This is a genomic window from Salinarchaeum chitinilyticum (assembly GCF_055390775.1).
This window is the reverse complement of sequence record NZ_AP043888.1, coordinates 1,029,990-1,050,762: the sequence shown is the minus strand read 5'-3', so window position 1 is coordinate 1,050,762 and position 20,773 is coordinate 1,029,990. Positions and strand designations below refer to the sequence as shown.

General features: G+C 69.3%; 17 protein-coding genes. 11 read left to right on the top strand and 6 right to left on the bottom strand.

Features of this window, described 5'->3' with window-relative positions:
- Nucleotides 1-145: 145 nt before the first annotated feature.
- The 4 genes from ACZ5KP_RS05250 to rocF all read left to right on the top strand — a co-directional run bounded on the left by ACZ5KP_RS05250 (nt 146) and on the right by rocF (nt 7,842).
- On the top strand, nt 146-2,257 hold the full coding sequence (locus ACZ5KP_RS05250; protein WP_460920650.1) for an AMP-dependent synthetase/ligase: 2,112 nt from the start codon (nt 146-148) through the stop codon (nt 2,255-2,257).
- Nucleotides 2,258-2,832: 575 nt separating this feature from the next.
- Nucleotides 2,833-4,836, top strand: coding sequence for a glycosyl hydrolase family 18 protein (locus tag ACZ5KP_RS05245; RefSeq protein WP_460920648.1), 2,004 nt, complete (start codon nt 2,833-2,835; stop codon nt 4,834-4,836).
- A 151-nt stretch (nt 4,837-4,987) separates the two neighbouring features.
- On the top strand, nt 4,988-6,688 hold the full coding sequence (locus ACZ5KP_RS05240) for a PKD domain-containing protein (protein ID WP_460920646.1): 1,701 nt from the start codon (nt 4,988-4,990) through the stop codon (nt 6,686-6,688).
- Between the two features lie 245 nt (nt 6,689-6,933).
- Entirely contained in the window at nt 6,934-7,842 is a 909-nt protein-coding gene (gene rocF / locus ACZ5KP_RS05235) for an arginase (RefSeq protein ID WP_460920644.1), read from the top strand.
- A gap of 49 nt (nt 7,843-7,891) precedes the next feature.
- Here the strand turns inward: rocF and ACZ5KP_RS05230 are convergent, their stop codons facing one another.
- Nucleotides 7,892-8,494 carry a TIGR00296 family protein gene (locus ACZ5KP_RS05230; protein ID WP_460920642.1) on the bottom strand — a complete coding sequence of 201 codons (603 nt, stop codon included), beginning with the start codon at nt 8,492-8,494 and terminating at the stop codon, nt 7,892-7,894.
- A gap of 137 nt (nt 8,495-8,631) precedes the next feature.
- On the opposite strand from ACZ5KP_RS05230, the gene ACZ5KP_RS05225 reads away from it, so the two are divergent.
- Nucleotides 8,632-10,557, top strand: coding sequence for an ATP-binding protein (locus ACZ5KP_RS05225; RefSeq protein ID WP_460920640.1), 1,926 nt, complete (start codon nt 8,632-8,634; stop codon nt 10,555-10,557).
- A gap of 120 nt (nt 10,558-10,677) precedes the next feature.
- Nucleotides 10,678-11,097, top strand: a complete 420-nt coding sequence (locus tag ACZ5KP_RS05220; RefSeq protein WP_460920638.1) for a universal stress protein — start codon at nt 10,678-10,680, stop codon at nt 11,095-11,097.
- Nucleotides 11,098-11,211: 114 nt separating this feature from the next.
- On the opposite strand, the gene ACZ5KP_RS05215 is transcribed toward ACZ5KP_RS05220, so the two are convergent.
- The 3 genes from ACZ5KP_RS05215 to ACZ5KP_RS05205 all read right to left on the bottom strand — a co-directional run bounded on the left by ACZ5KP_RS05215 (nt 11,212) and on the right by ACZ5KP_RS05205 (nt 12,357).
- The gene (locus tag ACZ5KP_RS05215; protein ID WP_460920636.1) at nt 11,212-11,382 is read right to left on the bottom strand and encodes a hypothetical protein; all 171 of its coding nucleotides are present in this window, start codon (nt 11,380-11,382) and stop codon (nt 11,212-11,214) included.
- Nucleotides 11,383-11,690: 308 nt separating this feature from the next.
- A complete protein-coding gene (locus tag ACZ5KP_RS05210) occupies nt 11,691-12,128 on the bottom strand; it encodes an RNA-binding protein (protein ID WP_460920634.1) in 438 nt (145 codons plus the stop codon).
- A gap of 4 nt (nt 12,129-12,132) precedes the next feature.
- Nucleotides 12,133-12,357, bottom strand: coding sequence for a DUF1918 domain-containing protein (locus ACZ5KP_RS05205; RefSeq protein ID WP_460920632.1), 225 nt, complete (start codon nt 12,355-12,357; stop codon nt 12,133-12,135).
- Nucleotides 12,358-12,594: 237 nt separating this feature from the next.
- On the opposite strand from ACZ5KP_RS05205, the gene ACZ5KP_RS05200 reads away from it, so the two are divergent.
- Nucleotides 12,595-14,844, top strand: coding sequence for an MSCRAMM family adhesin (locus ACZ5KP_RS05200; RefSeq protein WP_460920630.1), 2,250 nt, complete (start codon nt 12,595-12,597; stop codon nt 14,842-14,844).
- Between the two features lie 33 nt (nt 14,845-14,877).
- On the opposite strand, the gene ACZ5KP_RS05195 is transcribed toward ACZ5KP_RS05200, so the two are convergent.
- Nucleotides 14,878-16,131, bottom strand: a complete 1,254-nt coding sequence (locus ACZ5KP_RS05195; RefSeq protein WP_460920628.1) for a pyridoxal phosphate-dependent aminotransferase — start codon at nt 16,129-16,131, stop codon at nt 14,878-14,880.
- Entirely contained in the window at nt 16,128-16,613 is a 486-nt protein-coding gene (locus tag ACZ5KP_RS05190) for an Lrp/AsnC family transcriptional regulator (RefSeq protein ID WP_460920626.1), read from the bottom strand. The genes ACZ5KP_RS05195 and ACZ5KP_RS05190 overlap by 4 nt, the downstream gene beginning before the upstream one ends.
- Nucleotides 16,614-16,825: 212 nt before the next feature.
- On the opposite strand from ACZ5KP_RS05190, the gene ACZ5KP_RS05185 reads away from it, so the two are divergent.
- The 4 genes from ACZ5KP_RS05185 (at nt 16,826) to ACZ5KP_RS05170 (ending at nt 20,748) form a co-directional block, all read left to right on the top strand.
- Nucleotides 16,826-18,304 carry an APC family permease gene (locus tag ACZ5KP_RS05185; protein ID WP_460920624.1) on the top strand — a complete coding sequence of 493 codons (1,479 nt, stop codon included), beginning with the start codon at nt 16,826-16,828 and terminating at the stop codon, nt 18,302-18,304.
- 3 nt (nt 18,305-18,307) lie between these two features.
- A complete protein-coding gene (locus ACZ5KP_RS05180; protein WP_460920622.1) occupies nt 18,308-19,114 on the top strand; it encodes a universal stress protein in 807 nt (268 codons plus the stop codon).
- 90 nt (nt 19,115-19,204) lie between these two features.
- On the top strand, nt 19,205-20,122 hold the full coding sequence (locus ACZ5KP_RS05175; protein ID WP_460920620.1) for an NOP5/NOP56 family protein: 918 nt from the start codon (nt 19,205-19,207) through the stop codon (nt 20,120-20,122).
- Nucleotides 20,119-20,748 (top strand): fibrillarin-like rRNA/tRNA 2'-O-methyltransferase, encoded by a 630-nt coding sequence (locus ACZ5KP_RS05170; protein ID WP_460920618.1) that lies wholly within the window; start codon nt 20,119-20,121, stop codon nt 20,746-20,748. The genes ACZ5KP_RS05175 and ACZ5KP_RS05170 overlap by 4 nt, the downstream gene beginning before the upstream one ends.
- Nucleotides 20,749-20,773: the final 25 nt, after the last annotated feature.

The following is a 20,773-nucleotide window of genomic DNA, read 5'->3' as shown; positions in this document are numbered from 1 at the left end:
GCCCGGGTTCCCCGTTTCTCCGGTTTCTCGGCTCCTCGATCCCCGGTTCCACAGCTCCACAGCCGCCGAAGCGCCCCGACCAACGGTGGGCATCGTGGTACCTGTTCACGAGACTTTAAGCCAGATCCCCACGATCGTTCGTGATATGGATTGGCGGGAGGCGGAACGCGAGTACGACGGACCGGGCATCGGGGAGACGACGATCCCGGAGCTGTTCGAGGAATCGGCCGACCGGAACGAACACCGACCCGCCCAGCGCTACAAGGGCGGCGTCTACGACCGGACGCTCACGGAGACCGTCATGCCGGCGGCGCCAGCGGGCGAGTTCCGATCGATCTCCTACGACGAGATGCGGGACGTCGTCCACAATCTCGCCGCAGGCTTCCGGGAACTCGGCGTCTCGGAGGGCAAGCGCGTCGCGATCTACGCCCACACCCGGATGGAGTGGGCGCAGACGGACTTCGGCGTACTGGCGGCGGGCGGCGCAGTCACGACCGTCTATCCGTCGTCGTCCCAGCGACAGGTCGAATACCTGCTCGCCGACCCCGACGCGACGGGCGTCGTCCTCGAGGGCGACGAGCACCTCGAACGGGTCCTGGCGGTGGAGGACGACCTCGACCTGGAGTTCATCGTGCAGATGGATCGCCCCGGCTCGGGCACCGCCGCGACCGACGGTGGCCAGGCCGAAGCCACCGCGGACGCCGGGGGGCAGGGCGCAGCCGGCGGCGACGACGCGTCGACGTTCGACGCCGAGGCGGTCCACCGCGAGCGCGACGACGTCTACACGCTCGCGGAGGTCCACGACCGCGGCGCAGAACGGTACCATCCGGACGACTACCAGGAGTGGATCGACGGTCGCGACCTCGACGACCTCTGTAGCCTCATCTACACCTCCGGGACGACCGGCCAGCCCAAGGGCGTCCAGCTGACCCACTCGAACTTCCGCGCGAACGTCAACCAGGTGCTCGCCCGGTACGGCGATCGACCGGACAAGGACGTGCCCGCACTCGACGAGACGACCCGGACAGTCTCCTATCTCCCGCTGGCCCACGTCTTCGAGCGCCTCGCCGGCCACTACGTCATCTTCGCTGCCGGTGGCAGCGTCGCCTACGCCGAGTCGCCGGACACCCTCAGGGAGGACTTCGGGCTCGTCGAGCCCACGAGCGCGACGAGCGTCCCCCGCGTGTACGAGAAGATCTACGACGCGATCCGCGAGCAGGCCGCCAGCTCCGAGCGCAAGGAGCAGATCTTCGAGTGGGCCGTCGAGGTCGGGCGGGCCTACCACGAGGCGGAGGCGGCGGAGGGCGAGTCGGCCGGGATCGTCCTGCGGGCCAAACGCGCGATCGCCGACAAGCTCGTCTTCTCGAAGGTCCACGACGCGCTGGGCGGCGAGATCGACTTCCTGCTCAGCGGGGGTGGCAGTCTCTCCGCGGAGCTCTGCTCGCTCTACCACGGCATGGGGATGCCGATCCTCGAGGGCTACGGGCTGACCGAGACCTCCCCGGTGGTCACGGTCAACCCGCCGGAGGATCCGAAGGTCGGAACGATCGGCCCACCGACGATCGATCAGGACGTGTGGATCGACGAGTCCACGGTGCCCGACGGGCAGTTCCCCGAGGACGAGGGGCAGGTCGGCGAGCTGCTCGTCCGCGGCCCGAACGTCGCCGAGGGGTACTGGAACAAGCCCGAGGAGACCGAGGAGGCGTTCGTCGACGCACTGCCCGACGGCGCGTCCCCGGCGCCGGGCCACGACTGGACGGAGTCCGGCAAGTGGTTCCGCACCGGCGACATCGTCCACCAGCGCCCCGACGGGTACGTCGAGTTCCGCGAGCGCGCCAAACAGCTGCTCGTGCTCTCGACGGGCAAGAACGTCGCGCCGGGGCCGATCGAGGACGGGTTCGCCGCCAGCGACGTCGTCGAGCAGTGCATGGTCGTCGGCGACAGCCGGAAGTTCGTCGCCGCGTTGCTGGTCCCCAACGTCGAGAACCTCCGGAGCTGGGCCGACGCCGAGGGGATCGACCTGCCCGACGATCCTGAGGCACTGGCCGACCACGATGCCGTCCGAGAGCGGCTCCAGACGGAGGTCGATCGCGTCAACGAGGACTTCGAGGAGTACGAGACGATCAAGAAGTTCGCGATCGTCCCCGAGGAGTTCACCGAGGAGAACGACCTGCTGACGCCGACGATGAAGAAGAAGCGCCGGACGATCCTCTCCCGCTACGAGCAGGCGGTCGAGGGGCTCTACGAGGACGCCTGAGACTCCGACGGCGACGATTCTTGCGAGACGGACGGTACACGCTTTTGGCGGGCCCGGTGACGGCGATCAAGCGTCGGGTCGTGCTCACTCCTTCCGAGGAACACCGAGCCGGTGTAACTCCGCTCCGCACCGATTTAGTGCTACTCTGCAGAGATTATGACTATCGTATGATGTGATGGATATTTGAGTAGAATCTGTGCCGTCGGTAGTAGTGCCGATCACCATTGCCAAATCTATCAATCATAGTAGAGGATCTCTGACACACTCGTGAGACGAACGCGAAATATTTCGCTACATCCGGAGCAGGCGACCGAATTCAAAATTACTACGTGACGAAGTAATTTTATGTTTTAAATATGGTTGGTAACCAAAGAAATTTTGTTCCGTGGGTGGATGTGGCACAGTCGCCGACGACGAAGCTGCCACACGCTACCACACCACGCCGGTCGGCGCAGGCGAACGCTGCCGGCCGACGAGGGGTACGCGGCGGGGGATCCGGTGGAGTGGTGCTCGACAGTGGCGACCACGCCGTCGGCGGACCAGACACTGCGACCAACGCGACCATCGATCACCCCATGAACGAAACACGACGCAGCATCCTACGCAAAGCATCGGCACTCTCCGCACTCGCGGTCGGCGCGAGCGGAGTCGCATCCGCAGCCACCTGTAGCGACGCCCCCGACTGGGACGCGACGACGCTGTACGAGACGGGCGACCAGGTCGCCCATCCGGACGGCGACGGCGTGAACGCGCTCTGGGAAGCGGCGATCGCCTCCCGGAACGCGGAGCCGTCTCGGTCGAGCGCCTACTGGGATTACGTCGGCGACTGCGGCTCCGGCGGCGGTGGCGGCAACGAGTCGCCGACCGCCACGTTCACCACCGACGTGAGCACGCCCGATCCCGGCCAGGACGTCACCTTCGACGCGAGCGGCTCGGCCGATCCCGACGGGTCGATCAGCTCCTACGACTGGGCGTTCGGCGACGGCTCCACCGGGAGCGGCGCGACGACCAGTCACAGCTACGCGAGCAGCGGGGACTACACGGTCACCCTGACTGTCACCGACGACGCAGGTGCCACGGCCACCGATTCCACGACCGTTTCGGTCTCCAGCGGCAACGCCGCACCCGACGCGTCGTTCACCGTCTCGCCGTCAGCGCCCGATCCAGGCGAGTCGGTCACGTTCGACGCGGCCGATTCCTCGGACGCCGACGGCTCGATCGCGTCCTACGACTGGGACCTGGGAGACGGCTCCACGGCGGCCGGCGAGAGCGTCTCCTATAGCTTCGGCTCCACCGGCGACTACACGGTGTCGCTCACCGTGACCGACGACGACGGCGCGACCGATACGAACGCGACGACGGTGACCGTCGAATCCGGCTCCGGTGGCGGCGGCACCACCGACAACCGCATCGTCGGCTACTGGATGCAGTGGGCGCAGTACGATCGCGAGTACGTGCCCGCCGACATCCCGACCGATCAGGTCACTCACCTGCAGTACGCGTTCATGGCGCCCGAGCCGGACGGCACCATCTCCGGGCTCGGCGGGACGAGCGCACAGAAGTACCTCTTCCCGCAGTCCTGGCACGACGTCACGACGTTCGGCGACATCTCCGCGAACACGGACGTCACTTGCCTGATCTCGATCGGCGGCTGGAGCGACTCCGAGAACTTCTCGGACGTCGCCCTGAACGAGTCGAGCCGGCAGAAGTTCGCCGACGAGTGCGTGCGGATCGTCCGCGAAGCCGGCGTCGACGGCGTCGACATCGACTGGGAGTATCCCGGCGGTGGCGGCCACCCCGACAACACCGTTCGCGAGGGCGACCAGGAGCGGTTCACGAAGCTCATCCAGGCATGCCGCGACGCGCTCGACGCCGCGGGCGCCGAGGACGGCAAGGACTACAAGCTGACCGCGGCGGTGGTCGCGGATCCGGCGAAGGCCCAGGGGCTGGAGCACGGCACGCTCTCGAACCTGTTCGACTTCGTCTCCGTGATGACCTTCGACATGCGCGGCGGGTTCAGCGACTACACCGGCCACGCCTCGCCGCTCTTCCAGAACCCGAACGACCCCTCGAGCAAGGCCGACACGTACAACGTCGACCACGCGATGTCCTGGTGGGTCGATCAGGGCTGGGACCCCGGCCAGCTGAACATGGCGACGCCGTTCTACGGCCGCAGTTTCGCCAGCGTCCAGCCGCCGAGTGGCGGCCTCGGCAACGGCACGGACGACGGGCTGTTCCAGAACTTCACTGGCACCGGCGAGGGCTCGTTCCCGCCGGACACGTCCTCGAGTGGCATCTACGACTACTGGGACCTCTCGACGGTCGGCACGGCGCGTGCGACCAGCCAGGTCGACCTCTCGTCGTCGGCCTGGACGACCAGCTACGACGACACCGCGAACGCTGCCTGGAGCTACAATCAGGACGACTCCCTGATGATCAGCCACCCGACGCCGGACTCCGTCGCCACCCGGGCGAGCTGGCTGGCCGGGACCGACTACGGCGGCACGATGATCTGGGCGCTCTCTCACGACTCCGTCGAGCACCACCTGCTCGGCGAGCTCAGTAACGGACTGCTCTGAGCGCCCCGGGCAGCCGCTCCCTCTCGCTCGACGCGAGCCGGCCGGCGTTCCAGTCCCTGGGACTGCGACGCAGCCGCTCGCCCGACCGGAGCGGAGCGACCGACGTCGAACAGCACGCACACCGATCGATCGACCACACAGTACACGACACATGGACCTCAACAGACGGAGCGTACTACGCAAGGCATCGGCACTCTCCGCGCTAGCGGTTGGCGCGAGTACGACGGCGAGTGCAGCGGACTGCAGCGGCGTCCCCCAGTGGGACGAGACGACGCTGTACGCTGGCAGCGACCGCGTCCAGCACCCGGACGCGGACGGCGTGAACGCGCTCTGGGAGGTAGCGGTCAACTCCCGGAACGCGGAGCCGTCCCGCTCGAGCGCCTACTGGAACTACGTCGGCGACTGCGGCTCCGGCGGCGGTGGCAACACGGCGCCAACGGCGTCGTTCACGACGAGCATTTCGACGCCGTCCCCAGGCGAGAGCGTCGACTTCGACGCGTCGGGCTCTTCCGACGCCGACGGCTCGATCGCCTCGTACAGCTGGGCGTTCGGCGACGGCGCCTCGGCGTCGGGCCAGTCGGTCACGCACAGCTTCGGCTCCGCCGGCGACTACACGGTGACGCTGACGGTGACCGACGACGACGGGGCGACGGCCACCGCTTCGCAGACCGTCTCGGTGTCGAGCGGCACGTCGAATCAGGCACCGAGCGCCTCCTTCACCGTCGCGCCGTCCTCGCCGGAGCCAGGCCAGTCGACCACCTTCGACGCGGCGGACTCCTCGGACGCCGACGGCTCGATCGCGTCCTACTCCTGGGCGTTGGGTGACGGCGCTTCGGCGTCGGGCCAGTCGGTCACGCACAGCTTCGGCTCCGCCGGCGACCACACGGTCACGCTCACAGTGACCGACGACGACGGGGCGACGGACACGAATTCGACCACCGTGTCCGTCGAATCGAGCACCGGCGGCGGTGGCTCGGGCGACACGACGTTCGCGCCCTACTGCCACATGACGACCCAGCCGGGGACGAGCCTGGTCGACCACTACAACCAGGCGGACAACGACGCGTTCACCCTGGCGTTCGTCCTCTCGGACGGCAACGGCAACGCCGCGTGGGACGGCGCGCCGGACCAGCTCGTCGGCGACTTCGGGCTGGCTCCGGAAATCCAGGCCTACCAGGACGCCGGCGGCGAGGTGATCGTCTCCTTCGGCGGCGCGGTCGGGACGATGATCGCACAGGACGCGACCGACGTCGCGAAAATCAAATCGGAGTACGAGACCGTGATGGACACCTACGGCGTCACCCACCTCGACTTCGACATCGAGTCGGTGGACCAGGACGCCGTCGATCGGCGCAACCAGGCGCTCGCGGAGCTACAGTCCGAACGCCCGGAGCTGAAGGTGTCCTACACGCTGCGCTGTCGGACGACCGGTCTCACCAGCCACGGCACCTACGTCGTCGAGAGCGCACGCGACGCCGGCGTCGACCTGCAGTACGTCAACGTCATGACGATGAACTACGGCTGGGTCGAGCCGACGGCGGCCACGGTCAAGGACTCCGCCAACGGCACCCACTCCGACCTGATGAGTATCCTGGGTATCTCCAGCGAGGAGGCCTGGGGCATGGTCGGGATCACGCCGATGATCGGCACGAACAACGTCGGCGGCGAGCACTCCCTGGCCGCGGCCGAGGCGGTCTCGACCTTCGTGGAGGACAAGGGCGTCGGGCTCGTCTCCTTCTGGTCGATCGACCGCGACAATGGCGGCTGTCCCGGCGGCACGGTCTCCGCGACCTGTAGCGGGATCTCGCAGGCTCCCTACGAGTTCTCGGAGATCTACAACGACGTGCAGTAGCCGGCTGTACGACCGACGTCCGCGTGCGATTCCACATTTTTCCGCGACGATCCGGCCAGCCGCCGGCTACGACGAGGGGCCAACCGCCGGAATCAGCCGACCGATCAAACCACAGCCCTGGCGGAATGAATGGGCGAGGGCTTTCGAAGTGGATGCTGGGCGGCCCTGTCCAATCGTTCCCCAGCATCACCGCCTCGCGACTGCACCAACCACTATCACGCATCGCTTCGAATCCCACGAACGATATGGACCGATCGGTGCGGATCCTCGGCGTCCCGACGGACTACGGCGCGAACCGCCGCGGCGTCGACATGGGCCCCTCCGCGATCCGCTACGCCGGGCTCGCCGACGCGATCGCACGCGCCGACGCCGACTGCATCGACGACGGCGACCTCTCGGTGGTCCGCGCGGAGAGCACTGACCCCGACCGCGCGCCGATGAACGACCGCGCGAAGTTCCTCTCGGAGGTCGCGGACGTCTCCGAGCGACTCGCCGACGTCGTGGCTGGAGTCTGCACAGACGGCGAGCTCCCACTCGTCCTCGGCGGCGACCACTCGATCGCCATCGGTTCGATGGCCGGCGCAGCTCGCGACGCCGAGATCGGCGTCGTCTGGTTCGACGCCCACGGCGATTTCAACACGCCCACGACGACCCCCTCGGGCAACGTCCACGGGATGTCTCTCGCCGCCGCACTGGGGCTGGACGAGTTCGGCGATCTGCCGTGGGCGCAGGCTCCCGGCCTCGCCCCCGAGCGGGTCGCGCTCGTCGGCCTCCGGAACCTCGATCCGGCGGAACGCGAGGCGATCCGCGATTCGCCGGTGTCGGCGTATCCGATGTCCGATATCGACGAGCGGGGGATCGTCGACGTCGTCGAGGACGCGCTGGCGAGTGCCAGCGACGGCGCCGACGGCCTGCACGTCAGCCTCGACATGGACTGGCTCGATCCGAAGGAGGCGCCGGGCGTCGGGACGCCAGAGCGTGGCGGCGTGACCTACCGCGAGGCCCACGCCGCGCTGGAGCGGGTCGCCGCCGCGGACACGCCGACGCGGTCGCTGGAGGTCGTCGAGGTCAATCCGGTGCTGGACTCGCACAACGAGACCGCGGAGCTGGCCTGCGAACTCGTCGCGAGCGCGCTCGGCGAGCGAATCCTCTGAGCGTTGCTCGGGTGTGGTACGATCGCGACGGACTGCCAGAACCCTGCCGCTATAGCTGCTCGACGCTGCCCTCGGCCTCGCGCTCGCGGAAGACCTCGCCCTCGAAGAGCGTGACGACGACGTCCTCTTGCTGCCAGGCGTTCGGCGGGAGCCCCGCCTTCCGGCAGGTTCGCTGGAGGTACTCTTCTTCGGTCCAGCGCTGCTGGAGTGGCACCGTCGGGTAGAGCCAGCAGTGCTCGGCACCGGCGTCGACGGCGACGCCGTGGGTGCCGAGTTCGAGGTCGGCGAGCGGGTCGTCCGTGAGCAGGACGTTGGTCACCGCACAGACGGAGACGGTGAGGTTCGAGAGCTCCGGCGGGGAGACCTCCGAGCCCGCGGAGTCGCCGGAGGCCGCCTCGATGGCGGCGTCGACGATCACGTGGCCGAGCCGTTCGCTGGCCTCGTACCCCCCGGCGCAGCCACGGAGACTGCCGCGGCCGCGGGTCGATTCGAGCCGGACGAACGCGCCGGTGCGCTGGTAGAAGGCGTCGCGCATGCTGCCGGGCTGTTCTCGCTGGCCGTTCTTGACGTAGAGTTCCACGGCCTCTCGGGCGAGCTCCACCGCCCGTGCCCCGTCCTCGTAGGAAAGATCGACGGTCTGGGCGTCTGCCATACACTTCCCCAAGGGAGAATCGCCCTTCAAGGTGTCCCTTCTGATCGTTCGTGAGACTGTGGCAGGAACGGCCCCAGTCGGGCGGTCGGTGGGAACCCCATGGAAACGTCTTTGCATCCGGCTCGCAAGTGGCGGATATGGCCCTCGACGACTTCACCGAGTACGATCCCGACGAGGACGACTCCTCAGACGAGGACGGTCCGTCGGGGGACGCTGTCGAGGACGGAGCAGTCGACGGCGACGCGCCGGCCACGTCCCAGCCGGCGGACGACGGCGCTGCCGGCGGGGCTGCGACTGACGCCGACGAGAGGCTCACCTTCCAGTCCGCCGACGGCGCGGCGCCCGAGCGCGTCGATGGACTCGGCATCCTCTCGACGTCCCGCGGACTCCGGATCGACGAAACGGGCGACGAGACGCAGCTACAGGCCTACGTGACAGCGCCGAACCGATCCGACGTTCGCGTGGGCACGTACGTCCTGGTTCCCTATCCCGACGGCGAACGGCTGTTCTGCCGTGTGGCGGGATTGGAGTACGCCCAGGAGTTCCAGAGCGACGACGCCACGGAGCTCCGGGCTCGCCGCGCGATGCGCGACGGATCGATCGACGAGACCGACTACAAGTTCCTCGCCGAACTGGACCCGATCGCGGTCATCTACGAGGATGGCGACGGTTCTGGCGACGGTTCTGGCGACGGCAGCGGCGACGGCGACGGAGATGTCGAGCAAAAACGCCGCGCGACCGACCGCGTGCCCAAGCCCGAGGCCACCGTCCACCGCGCCGCGGACGCCGACGAGATCAAGACCGGGCTCAAGATCCCGGGCGACGGCATCTTCCTCGGCCACCTCGCCGTCGGCGGCGAGCGCGTCAAAACGGCCGCGACCCCGCCGACGATCGACTACCGACTCGACGACGATTACGACGCCGGCGATCCGCTGCTCTTCCGGCACACGCTGGTCGCGGGCGGCACGGGCTCCGGGAAGACCCACGCCGCGAAGAACGTCCTCCGGCAGGTGCTCGCCGAAGAGCGGACCTACCCGATGGGCGACGGTCGATCAGTTCAGGCCGCCGTCGTGCAGTTCGACCCCCAGGACGAGTACGCACAGCTCCACGACGACAACCCCGATCTGGGCACCGAGGCTGCGCGGCAGTACGAGCGTGAGGGCGTCGCTCACGGCGGCCACGACGACACGCTCGCGTTCGTGCCGAAGGTCGGGGCGGCGAGCTACGAGGGCGGCGGCCACCGCGCCGAGCAGGTGGAGTTCACGATCCCCTTCTCGATGGTGCGGGGCAACCCCTGGCTGGTCGCGGGCAGCGGGCTCAACGACAACCAGTACCAGGCGCTCTACGAGCTGCTCGATCGATTCTTCGACCAGTACGGGAGCGATGGCACCTACGACCAGTTCGAGAGCTTCATGGACGACCCCGCGCTCCGGGAGGAGCTCGACGAGTCCGGCCGCGTCCACGAGGCCACCTTCGACGCCGTCTTCCGGCGCATCCGCGGCTTCGGCCACGTCTTCGATCAGGACGCCCGTCCGATCACCGATCAGGTCCGGGACCTCGTCCGGCCGGGCGGACTCTCCGTGGTGCCGACCTACCACATCTCCGATTCCCGCGCCGCGGAGGTCGTCGTGCTCGCCGTCGCGAGCCTGCTCGTCGACGAGAAGCTCTCGAGCGATCCGACCTACGACCGGATCAAGGAGACGCCGCTGGTCGTCGGGATGGACGAAGCGCACAACTACCTCACCGACGCCGAGAGCGTGCAGGCCCGCCACGTCATCGGGAAGTTCACCGACGCGGCCAAGCAGGGCCGCAAGGAGCGCCTGGGCCTGTTTCTCGTCACCCAGGACCCCCAGGACATCGACGACGCCGTCTTCAAGCAGATCAACTCCACCGTCGTCCTCAATCTCGGCGACGACGACGCCATCTCGGCGGTGAACATCCCGACCGCGCTGGAGCAGAAGGTCCCTTACATGGAGCAGGGCCAGATGGTCGTCTACTCGCCGGACAACTCAGAGCCCGTCGAGCTCGTCGGCCTCGATCACTGCCTCGTGAAACACGAGTAGGACGGCGGCGGACGGCGTGTCGCGGTCCGGGGCCGTTCTGTCGGTCGCGTTCGCCGCCCCACTCCCGCGATCCCGGAGCCGGCGCCTGGTTTTATCCCGCCGGCGACCCATTCTTCGGGTATGAAGCGCATCCTCGTCGCGTACGACGGTTCGAAACAGGCCCACGCCGCACTCGACCACGCGCTGGCGGAGTTCCCCGACGCCGAACTCCACGTCGTCACGGTGCTCGATCCCGCGGAGGCGACCTACGCCTCGACGGAGGAGATGCCCGCCGTCGCCGACGGCTGGCACGAGGAAGCCACCGCGGAGGCCGAACGGATCCTCGCCGAGGCCGAAGAGCGGGCCGGCGATCGCGAAATCGTCACCGCGCAGGTCGTCGGCCGCCCCGGCCCGTCGATCGTCGAGTACGCCGAAGAGTACGACGTCGACCAGGTCGTCACTGGCAGCCACGGCCGGACCGGCGTCGCGCGCCTCCTCCTCGGCAGCGTCGCGGAGACGATCGTCCGGCGCTCCCCAGTGCCAGTGACCGTGGTCCGGTAGGGACGGTACAGGTCCGCCTCGACGAACGCTGTTCTACGATCGATTCGACTACTGGGGAATCCAGTCGCTCTCGAACGTCGAACCGAGACGGTCCGCATCGACGGTGCCCAGGCGTCAGTGCGGCGAGTAGCCGTCGATGACGCCGTCGCAGTCGGGGCAGGAGACGAGCGACGCGCCCGTTTCCTTCGCGCCGGGGTTCCCGGACTTCCTCGCGCCGCTGGATCGCGTTTGCCGGACGGTGCCGTTGCCGAGCAGGTCGGAACCGCAGTAGGGACACTCGTTCATGAGGATGATCTCTCCACGTGTTTCGTGGTAACGATACACATGACGAGAGGAATCAGCATAAGCATTGTGTCCACCTGTCACGCTCCATCGAGATCGAGGGGATCTGTCCGTATGCAGCCGATTTCGACGATCCACTAACGGCGCTCGGACGGCAGCCGTTTCGTCTGGAGAACGCCAGCGGTCACCCCTCCATCGCTCCAGACGCACAACTGCTATCGAGAAGATACGTTGCGATCGCTCGACCGATCGGCGCGGTCGAGCCGTGGCCGTACGCGATCGTTGGGATCGCGCGGGGACGCCAGCCGCCGTCAGTCCGAGGCCTCGAACTGCGCGAGCGCCTCCGCGGCGTTCTCGACGGCAGCCTCGCGCTTGGCCGGGTATGCCTCGACCTTGGCACGGAGCGTCATTCCGTCCCCGAGGCGGGCCTCGCCGCCGAAGGCCGCCTGCTTGTCGAGACTGACGAACAGCTCGCAGTTCTCGGTGACGCGGTCGTCGAGTTCGCTCTCGAGGGTGCCGAAGTCGTCGCTCTCGGCCACGACGGAGAGCACGTGCCGGACGTCGTCTGCCGACTCGAGTCGCGTCGAGAGGACGAGGATGCGATCCCCGTGGTGCCCGGTCGTCTCCTGTCGTTCGAGTTCGGTATCCTCGGGCAGGAACAGTCGGAGGGCGTCCTCGACGCGTTGCTCGTGCTCCGTGGCGTAGACGAACGTCCGCAGGTCCACGTAGTGGAACGGGACGCTCGCCATCGACTTACTCCTCGTCGGCGTCGTCCGCGTCGTCGCTCTCCTCGTCGACGTCCTCGGCGGCCTCGAGGTTGTCCTCGGGAACGCCGGTCTCCTGGCCGTCCTCGAAGCTGACGGTGTAGTTCGCGTCGCCGAACATCGTATCGACGATCTGCGTGACCGTCCCCTGCTGGCCGTCGTACTCGCTGTGCTCGTCGTGCAGGACAACTGCGTCGTCCTCCTCGTAGCTCATACGATCGCTACCGCCGTCCGGGGCAAAAAGGGCGCGATTCCGAACCGGAACTGCGTCGCCTCCCCTCCCGGCCACCGGCGGTGCGTGGCGCTCCGTCGCAGCCGCTGCGTCTCTCGGGTTCCGATCCCGGGACCACGACGCACCAGCGCCGATCCGGCCGTCCCGGCGCGTCAGACGTTTGTTGTAGATATTTTCAAGTAAAAATTTTATGCGTGGGATCCGTAGCTAGACCACGTCATGCCCCGCTCACCGGATCGCACGACGGACACGTACCTCGACGTCCTCCGGACGCTCGACGTCTCCGACGCCGCCCTCCGCCGGCACCACGACGCCGGCCCGGAGACGCCCCTCCGCGTCGCGATCGACGGCGACCGCGGCGCGCCAACCGCCGATCTCCTCGCCGCGCTTGCCGGCGTCGGCCGCCTGCTCGATCTCCGGGACGGACTCGCTCCCGACGACGGCGACCGGCTGGCCGCTGCCTTCGGTCGCTTCGGCGTCCGGCTCGACTGCGAGCCGGCGAGCGCGGACGACGCCGACCTCGACCTCGTCGCTATCGACCTCGTCACCGGCGACGTCGATCGCGCGTCGACTGCGGCCGACCCGGCGTCCGTCGAAACTGCCATCGAGTCGCTCCTCCTCGAGGGCACGCCGGTCGAACTCGTCGAACTGCTCGACGGCCGCCACCTCGTCGCCGAGTCCCGCGACCTCGACGCGCTCGCGGCGAGCTACGGCCCGCGGATCCAGCCCTACGACGATCCGCTGCTCGTCCCCGACGCGGCCATCGAACGCGACGACGCCGACTCGGCGTCCGGGGCCGAGGCCGCTGTGGCACCGGACGACGCGCACTTCGATCCCGCCGGCTCCTCCGCGGCAGACGCGCCCGCCAACGACGCAGCCGACGCGCCCACCAACGACGCAGCCGACCCCACCGCCGGCGGCGACGCCATCGGCGACCCCGTCGTGGGGACAGACGCCGACGACGCCGAGTCGATCGAGGCGGCGCTCGCCGACAGCGGCCCGAGCACGCACACGATCGAAGACGACGACGCGCTGGCTGCCGCGTCCTCGACGACCGTCAGCGGGGGCCCGCGACGCACCGTCTCGACGAACGGCATCGACGAGGTGTTCGAACAGCTCGAGTCGGCGAGTGACGACGACACCGCGGCAGGCGCCAGCGACACCGCGGCCGCTGACGGCATTGCGGCCTCCGACAGCACCGGGGCTGCCGACAGCACCGCGGCCGCCGACAGTCCTGCCCCAGCGACCCATCGCTCCACCGATTCGACCCCACGAACCATGTCAGAGTCCACCGATTCGCTCTCCGACGCCAGCGCATCGTCCGACGACGCTACCACCACGCCGAACGGGCTCACCGGGGGCCCGACGCGGACCGTCTCCTCGACCAGCGCCGACGACATCCTCTCGCGTGCGACCGGCGACAGCGACTTCGAGGCGATCGCCGCCGAGGAGGACGGCGCCGATCCGGACGCGGTACTCGCCGACGCCGAGGACGTTCCGCCGGCGCTGGCCGACGCCGAGCCGTCCACCCAGTCCGAGGCTGCGCCGGATGCCTCCGGTGTAGACGACCCGGACGAGTCCGATCGACCAGCCGACGGCCACGCCGACGACGCCTCCGAGGAGCCAGCGACACCGACGACAGCGACCGGCGCGACGTCCGCCGACGCCCCCGACCCGGCAGCACCGGCCGACGTGGAGCCCGCATCGCCGGACGACGCCGAACCGCCGTCCTCCACCGATCCGGAGCCAGCGCCTCCTGCCGATGCTTCTTCAGACTCCGAGCCGACGGCTGCCACCGACGCCGAGTCGGCGCCAACCCCGCCCGAACCGACGACGCCGACGCCATCCGGTCCCACCGAGGTGGGCGCGGACGGACGTACGGAACTCGAGAGCGACCCAGCGGACGGGGAGCGGGACGCGGAATCCGCGACCCAGGACGAGGCCGCCGAGGACGACCAGATCGACGCCCCTGCGACTGCCGAAGACGACCAAATCGACGCTCCCACGTCCGCCGAAGACGGCTCAGCCGATGCCCCAGCGACCGCCGAGGAGAGCGAGGCGGACGACGGCCTCGGCGACGCGCTCCTCGAGGAGGACGCCGAACTCCACCGCGGCACCGAGACCGTCGACGGACCGACGACGCCAGCGCGGGCTCCGGCGCAGGCTCCGAAGTCGTCACCGGCCAGCCAGGACGGCGCCGAAGACGCGGCGGCTGACGCGTCCGCTGCGGCCGATGCCGCGTCCGCGGATCCCGCGGCGGCCGACGGGCCGCTGGCAGCCGCTGGTGGCGTCGAGCCAGCCCGATCGAGCGGCGACTCGACCGAGGGGCGCGAATCCACGGCGACCGACGCGGCCACCGGGGACGACTCCGTTGGCGATGCCGGCACCGACGAGACCGACGCCGACCCGGAGACCGAGGCGGAGCCGGGACTCGTCGGGCGGATCACGTCGACGATCTTCGGCCGCTGAGCACCACTGCGACGGCCCCGTTGGGGCGGCCAGCTACTCGAGGAACGTCTCGATCCGGTTCGTCGCCTCCTTTAGCTCGTCGAGCCCGGTCGCGTAGGAGACTCGCAGGTGGCCAGCGCCGCCCTCGCCGAACACGTCGCCGGGGACGGCCGCCACGCCGGCCTCGGTCAGCAGATCCTCCGCGAACGACTCCGCGTCGCCGCCGGGCACCTCCGGGAACACGTAGAAGGCGCCCTTGGCTTCGAAGCAGTCCATCCCGAGCTCCTCGAACCGCGAGAGGACGAACCGCCGGCGGCGGTCGTACTCCTCGACCATCTCCTCGACCTCGTCGCCGCAGTTCCGGAGCGCCTCGATCGCCGCGTGCTGGGCGGTCGTCGGCGCCGAGAGCATCGTGTACTGGTGGATTCGGTTGAGCGCGCCGATCACGTCGGCGGGGCCCATGGCGTAGCCGAGTCGTAGCCCCGTCATCGCGTGGGCCTTCGAGAAGCCGTTGAACACGACCGTCCGCTCGCGCATCCCGGGCAGGGTCGCGATCGAGACGTGCTCCTGGCCGTAGGTGAGGTCGGCGTAGATCTCGTCGGCGAGGACGACGAGATCGTGCTCGCGGCAGAACTCGGCGACGGCCCGGAGCTCCGTCTCCGGCATGATCGCGCCGGTGGGGTTGTTCGGGTAGCAGTAGAGGAGGACGTCGGCCTCGTCGGCGCCGGCCTCGGCCATGGCCTCGGGGGTCAGCCGGAAGTCGTCCTGGCCGGTGGGGATCGCACAGACTTCACCGCCGGCGAAGTTCACGCCCGGTTCGTAGGAGACGTAGGTCGGGTCCGGGACTGCGACGGTGTCACCGGGATCGACGACGGCGCGGAGCGCGACGTCGACCGCCTCGCTGACGCCGGTGGTGACGAGGATCTCATCCTCGGGATCGTACCGGAGGTCGTAGGCGTCGTCGACGTGGCTCGCGATCTCCTCGCGGAGCTCCCGCTTTCCGCGGTTCGCGGTATAGGAGGTCTGCCCGCGTTCGAGGGAATGGATCGCCGCGTCGCGGGCTGCCCAGGGCGCGGAGAAGTCCGGCTCCCCGACCCCAAGCGAGATGACGTCCTCGGCCTCCTCCGCGAGCTCGAAGAAGCGGCGGATGCCCGACGGCGGCGTCTCCCGGACGCGCTGGGAGATCGAGAACTGGTGGTCCGCTGGCTCGTCGGCTGGCTCGTCCGCCGGCTGGCCGGCTGGCTGGCCCGACGTCGCTTCAGCGGGCTCCGCTCGCTCCTCGCCGGAGGATCGCTCCCGATCGCTCATGGCGAGACGGAGAGGCGATCGTCGTCGTCGCCGTCGCCGAAGTCCACGCCGCGGTCCTTGTACGTGTCCATGACGTAGTGGGTGACCGTCTGCGTGATCTCCGGGACGGGGGCGACCTTGTCGCTGATGAAGCGGGAGACTTCGCGCATCGAGTCGCCCTCGACGCGCATGTCGAAGTCGTAGTCCCCCGAGACCAACTGGAGCGTCTGGACTTCGGGAAAGCGTGCGAGCCGCTCGGCGATGTCGGCGTAGCTGGTCTCCCGGTCGAGCGTGACGTTGAGTTCCACGAGCGCCACGACGCGCTCCTCGTCGACCTCGCCCCAGTCGACGACCGCCTGGTAGCCGCCAATGACGCCACTCTCCTCGAGGCCTTCGATGGCGTCCTCGACCGCTGCCTCGTCGGCGTCGAGCATCCGCGCGAGGTCCTCCGTCGATCGACGCGCGTCGGCCAGCAGCAGGTCGAGCAGCTCCCGCTCGTTCATACCCGTTGTGGGTGCCAGCGCGTGCATAAGGGTTTCCACGCTCGTCGGTGTGGTAGCGAGGACCGTGGACCGGCGAGTCCGTCGCCGGCGCCGTCGATCCTGTCGCCGATGCCGCCGATCGCGTCACCGTGGCCGTCGAGACCGTCTCGGAAACGGGCGCGGTCCGTGAACCGTGAGAACACACTTCAGTCTCCCGCGTGAACCGCCGGCCGATGACGGAGCCCGATCGCGACGCGACGGGCGGGTCGCCGGGGAACGACGGGAACGCCGATCTCGACGCGGCGAGCGGTCCCGGTGCGGCGAGCGGTCCAGACGCGGTAACCGATCCGGACGACGTGGCGGAGACGGACGAGGCGACGTACACGAAGGAGGGCGAACTCGAGCGAACGATCGGACTCAGCGGTGGGCTCTCGATCGGTATCGGGACGATGATCGGCGCGGGCATCTTCGTCTTCCCCGGGATCGCCGCGGGCGAGGCCGGGCCCGCTGCCGCTGCCTCGTTCGCGATCGGCGCGGTCGTGGCACTACTCGTCGCGCTACCGGCCTCCGAGCTGGCGACGGCGATGCCCCGTAGCGGCGGTGGTTACTACTTCATCTCCCGGGGGCTCGGCACGCTGGCCGGGTCGATCGTCGGGCTCTCCCTCTGGCTGGGGCTGGTCTTCGCGACCGCGTTCTATCTCGTCGGCTTCGGCTACTACGCGATCGACTCGTTCGCCGAGATCGGGATCGTGCTCGACGCCGGGCTGGTGGTGCCGATCGCGCTCGTGTTCGGTGTGGGGTTGACCCTGCTGAACGTCACCGGGACCGAGAACGCGGCGAAGCTCCAGAACGGCGTCGTCGCACTACTGCTGTCCCTGCTCGTGGTCTTCCTCGGCGCCGGGATCGTGGACGCCGTCGGGATCACGGGCCAGTCGAGCACGCCCGAGACGTTCGCGCCCTTCGGCACCATGCCGATCATTTCGACGGCGGCGCTCGTGTTCACCTCCTACCTCGGGTTCGCCCAGGTCGCGACCGTCGCCGGCGAGATGAAAGCGCCCGGGCGGAACCTCCCGCTCGCGATGGTCGGATCGGTGGTGATCGTCGGCGTGCTCTACGTCGCGACTGTGTTCGTCGCAACAAGCGCGTTCGGCAGCGCGCGGCTCGCGGAGCTGGGCGAGACCGCGATGGTCGAGGTCGGACGACACTACCTGGGGGCCGCCGGCGCGATCGCGATCCTGCTGGGTGGACTGCTCGCGACGATGTCGAGTGCGAACGCGTCGATCCTCAGCACCTCGCGGGCAGTCTACGCCGTCTCCCGTGACGAGATCATCCCCAAGTGGGCGAGCCGGATCAATCTCCGCTTCGGCACGCCCCACGTCGCGCTGGGGCTCGCCGGTGGCCCGATCCTCGTCCTGACCGCGACGGGGCAGGTGACGGTGCTCGCGGAGGTGGCCTCCTTCCTCCACCTCGTGATGTACGGCCTGCTCTGCGTGGCGCTGCTCGCGTTGCGCCGCGACGAGCCCGAGTGGTACGATCCGTCGTTCCGCGTGCCGGGCTATCCGGTCGTGCCGATCGTGGGCGCGCTCGGGAGCTTCGCGATGATCGGTTTCATGCAGCTGGCCTCCCAACTCATCGGCGTGGCGATCATGCTCGCGACCGCAGGCTGGTACGGCTACTACGCGCGGGACGTCGAGCTCAAGGGGGTGCTCTGAGCCGTGCCCCGCGTCGTCGTGCCGATCGAGATTCTGGAGAACGACGCAATCTCCTCGGGGCTCGCCGGTCTCCTCGCGACTGCTGACGTGACCGTCCTCGGCTACCACGTCGTCCCCGAGCAGACCACACCCGAGCAGATGCAAGAACAGTTCGGCGATCGCGCGACGGCCGCGCTCGAGGACCTCGTCGAGGAGTTTCAAGCTGCGGGGGGTGACGCCGACTACCGACTCGTGTTCACCCACGACCGCGAACAGTCCGTGGACCGCGTCGTCGACGAGGTCGGTGCCGATGCGGTCGCGATCACCGGCACCACCGGCGAGGTGACGCGCCTGCTCGTCTCGCTGTCGGGCGACGTCGCGCTCGACCGGATCACCGCGTTCGTCGAGGCGGTCGCGGCCGATCGACCGATCGAGGTAACACTGCTCTCGGCGACCGAGGATGAGACCGCCGACCCCGGCCGGATCGAGGCCGTCGCCGACGCGCTCGCGGACGCCGGCGTCGACGTCGTCGCGGTCACAGCCGTCGACGACTCGCCGCTGGACGCGCTCGTCGACGCGGTTCCGGGCCACGACGCGGTCGTCCTCGGCGAGCGCTCGCCGTCGCTGTCCTCCGTCGTCCTCGGCGAGTTCGAGGAGCGCGTCGCGGCCGCGACCGTCGGCCCGGTACTCGTCGTACAGCGGCCCACCGCTGCGGCGGAGAGCGTGGATCCGGACGCTGCCGACGCGGAAGCTGCAGACACTGCAGACGCTGTCGACGCTGCCGACGCTGCCGACGCTGCCGATGCCGACGCCGACGATTCTGCCGAGTGACTGCACGATCCGCGAACACGGCGGTTTCGACTCACGGGGCTCGCGGTCGCATCGCGAACGCATAAGCGACCCCCGGTGTAAAGACGGGGTATGAGCGACGAGACGGCCGGATCGGGCTGGTTCGCCGGCCTGGACGATGGTGATCGCGACGCGGCTGCGAAGCGAATCCGGGAGGGGAGCGCCGAGGAATCTGCCGACTGGCCGGCAGCAGCGATCGACGCTGGCGTCGTCGACGACGAGGGCGCGTACTACGACTTGCTCCGCGACGCGACCATCGCCGCCACGCGCGCCGACGTGCAGGCCGCCGAGCGCGCCGACGACCAGCAGCTCGCCCACCTCGTGCGGGCGATGGACGACTGCAACCGGACCGCCAACGAGCTCGCCGAGCGCGTCGCGGAGTGGGCCGGCAGCCGTCTCGACGAGTCCGGCAGCGGCGTCGGCTTCGCACGGCGGATTTCGAACCGGGATGTCGAGGAAGCGGATCCGGGAGAGCGTCGGCTCGTCGGGCTCGCCCAGCGCGTCGCGGACCTCGACGACGAGGGCGAGGAACTCCGCGGGGAGATCGAACGCGCTGCGCCGGAGGTCGCGCCCAATCTCGCAGCGCTCGCGGGGCCGGTGCTCGCCGCGCGACTGATAGCGCTCGCTGGCGGACTCGGCGACCTCGCGAAGTCACCTTCGAGCACCGTGCAGGTCCTCGGCGCGGAAGACGCCCTCTTCGCACACCTCCGCGGGCAGGGCCCCTCGCCGAAACACGGCGTGATCTTCACCCACGAGTACGTCCGCGGCACCGCGCGCGAGCACCGGGGATCGGCCGCCCGCGCGCTCGCCGGGAAGCTCACCCTCGCGGCCAGAGTAGACCACTACTCCGGCGAGCGCAAGCCCGAACTCGACGAGCAGCTCGAAGGGCGTATGGAGCGGATTCGCGCCCGGACCGGGGATGGGGACGGCGGCAGTGGCAGTGGCGCGAGCGACGACGCCGCGGACCCCGACGGAGGTGAGGGACAATGAGCCTCCCCGACGGCGTCGAGCGTCGCACGTTCGACGACGAGGAACGGCTCGCGACCCGCGGGCCGACGGTCTACGGCGAGCCGACCGACGGCGAGTGGCGCGCCTGGGACGCCCGGCGGTCGAAGCTCGGCGCGATGCTCGAGAAGGGCATCGACACGGGGCTGGCCGGCGGCGACGCCGTTCTCTATCTCGGCGCGGCCAGCGGGACGACGGTCAGCCACGTCGCGGACTTCGCCGGGCCCACCTACGCCGTCGAGTTCGCCGCGCGGCCCGCCCGTGATCTCCTCTCCGTCGCCGAGGATCGCGACCGGCTCTTCCCACTGTTGAAGGATGCCCGAAAGCCCGAGCACTATGCCCACGTCGTCGAGTCCGACCTCGACGCGCTAATCCAGGACGTCGCGACGCGCGGGCAGGCCCGGGTCGCACTGGAGAACAGGCAGTTCCTGGCCGAGGACGGCCGGCTCGTCGCCGCGATCAAGGCCCGGAGCGAGGACGTCACCGCCGAGCCCGCCGACGTGTTCGAAGACGTACTCGCCGACCTCGAGGAGGGCTACGAGATCCTGGCGACCGAGCGGCTGGAGCCGTTCCACGACGACCATCTCGCGGTCGTCGCGACGCCGAAGTGAGCTGCGGCCGGCACTGCGGATCTGC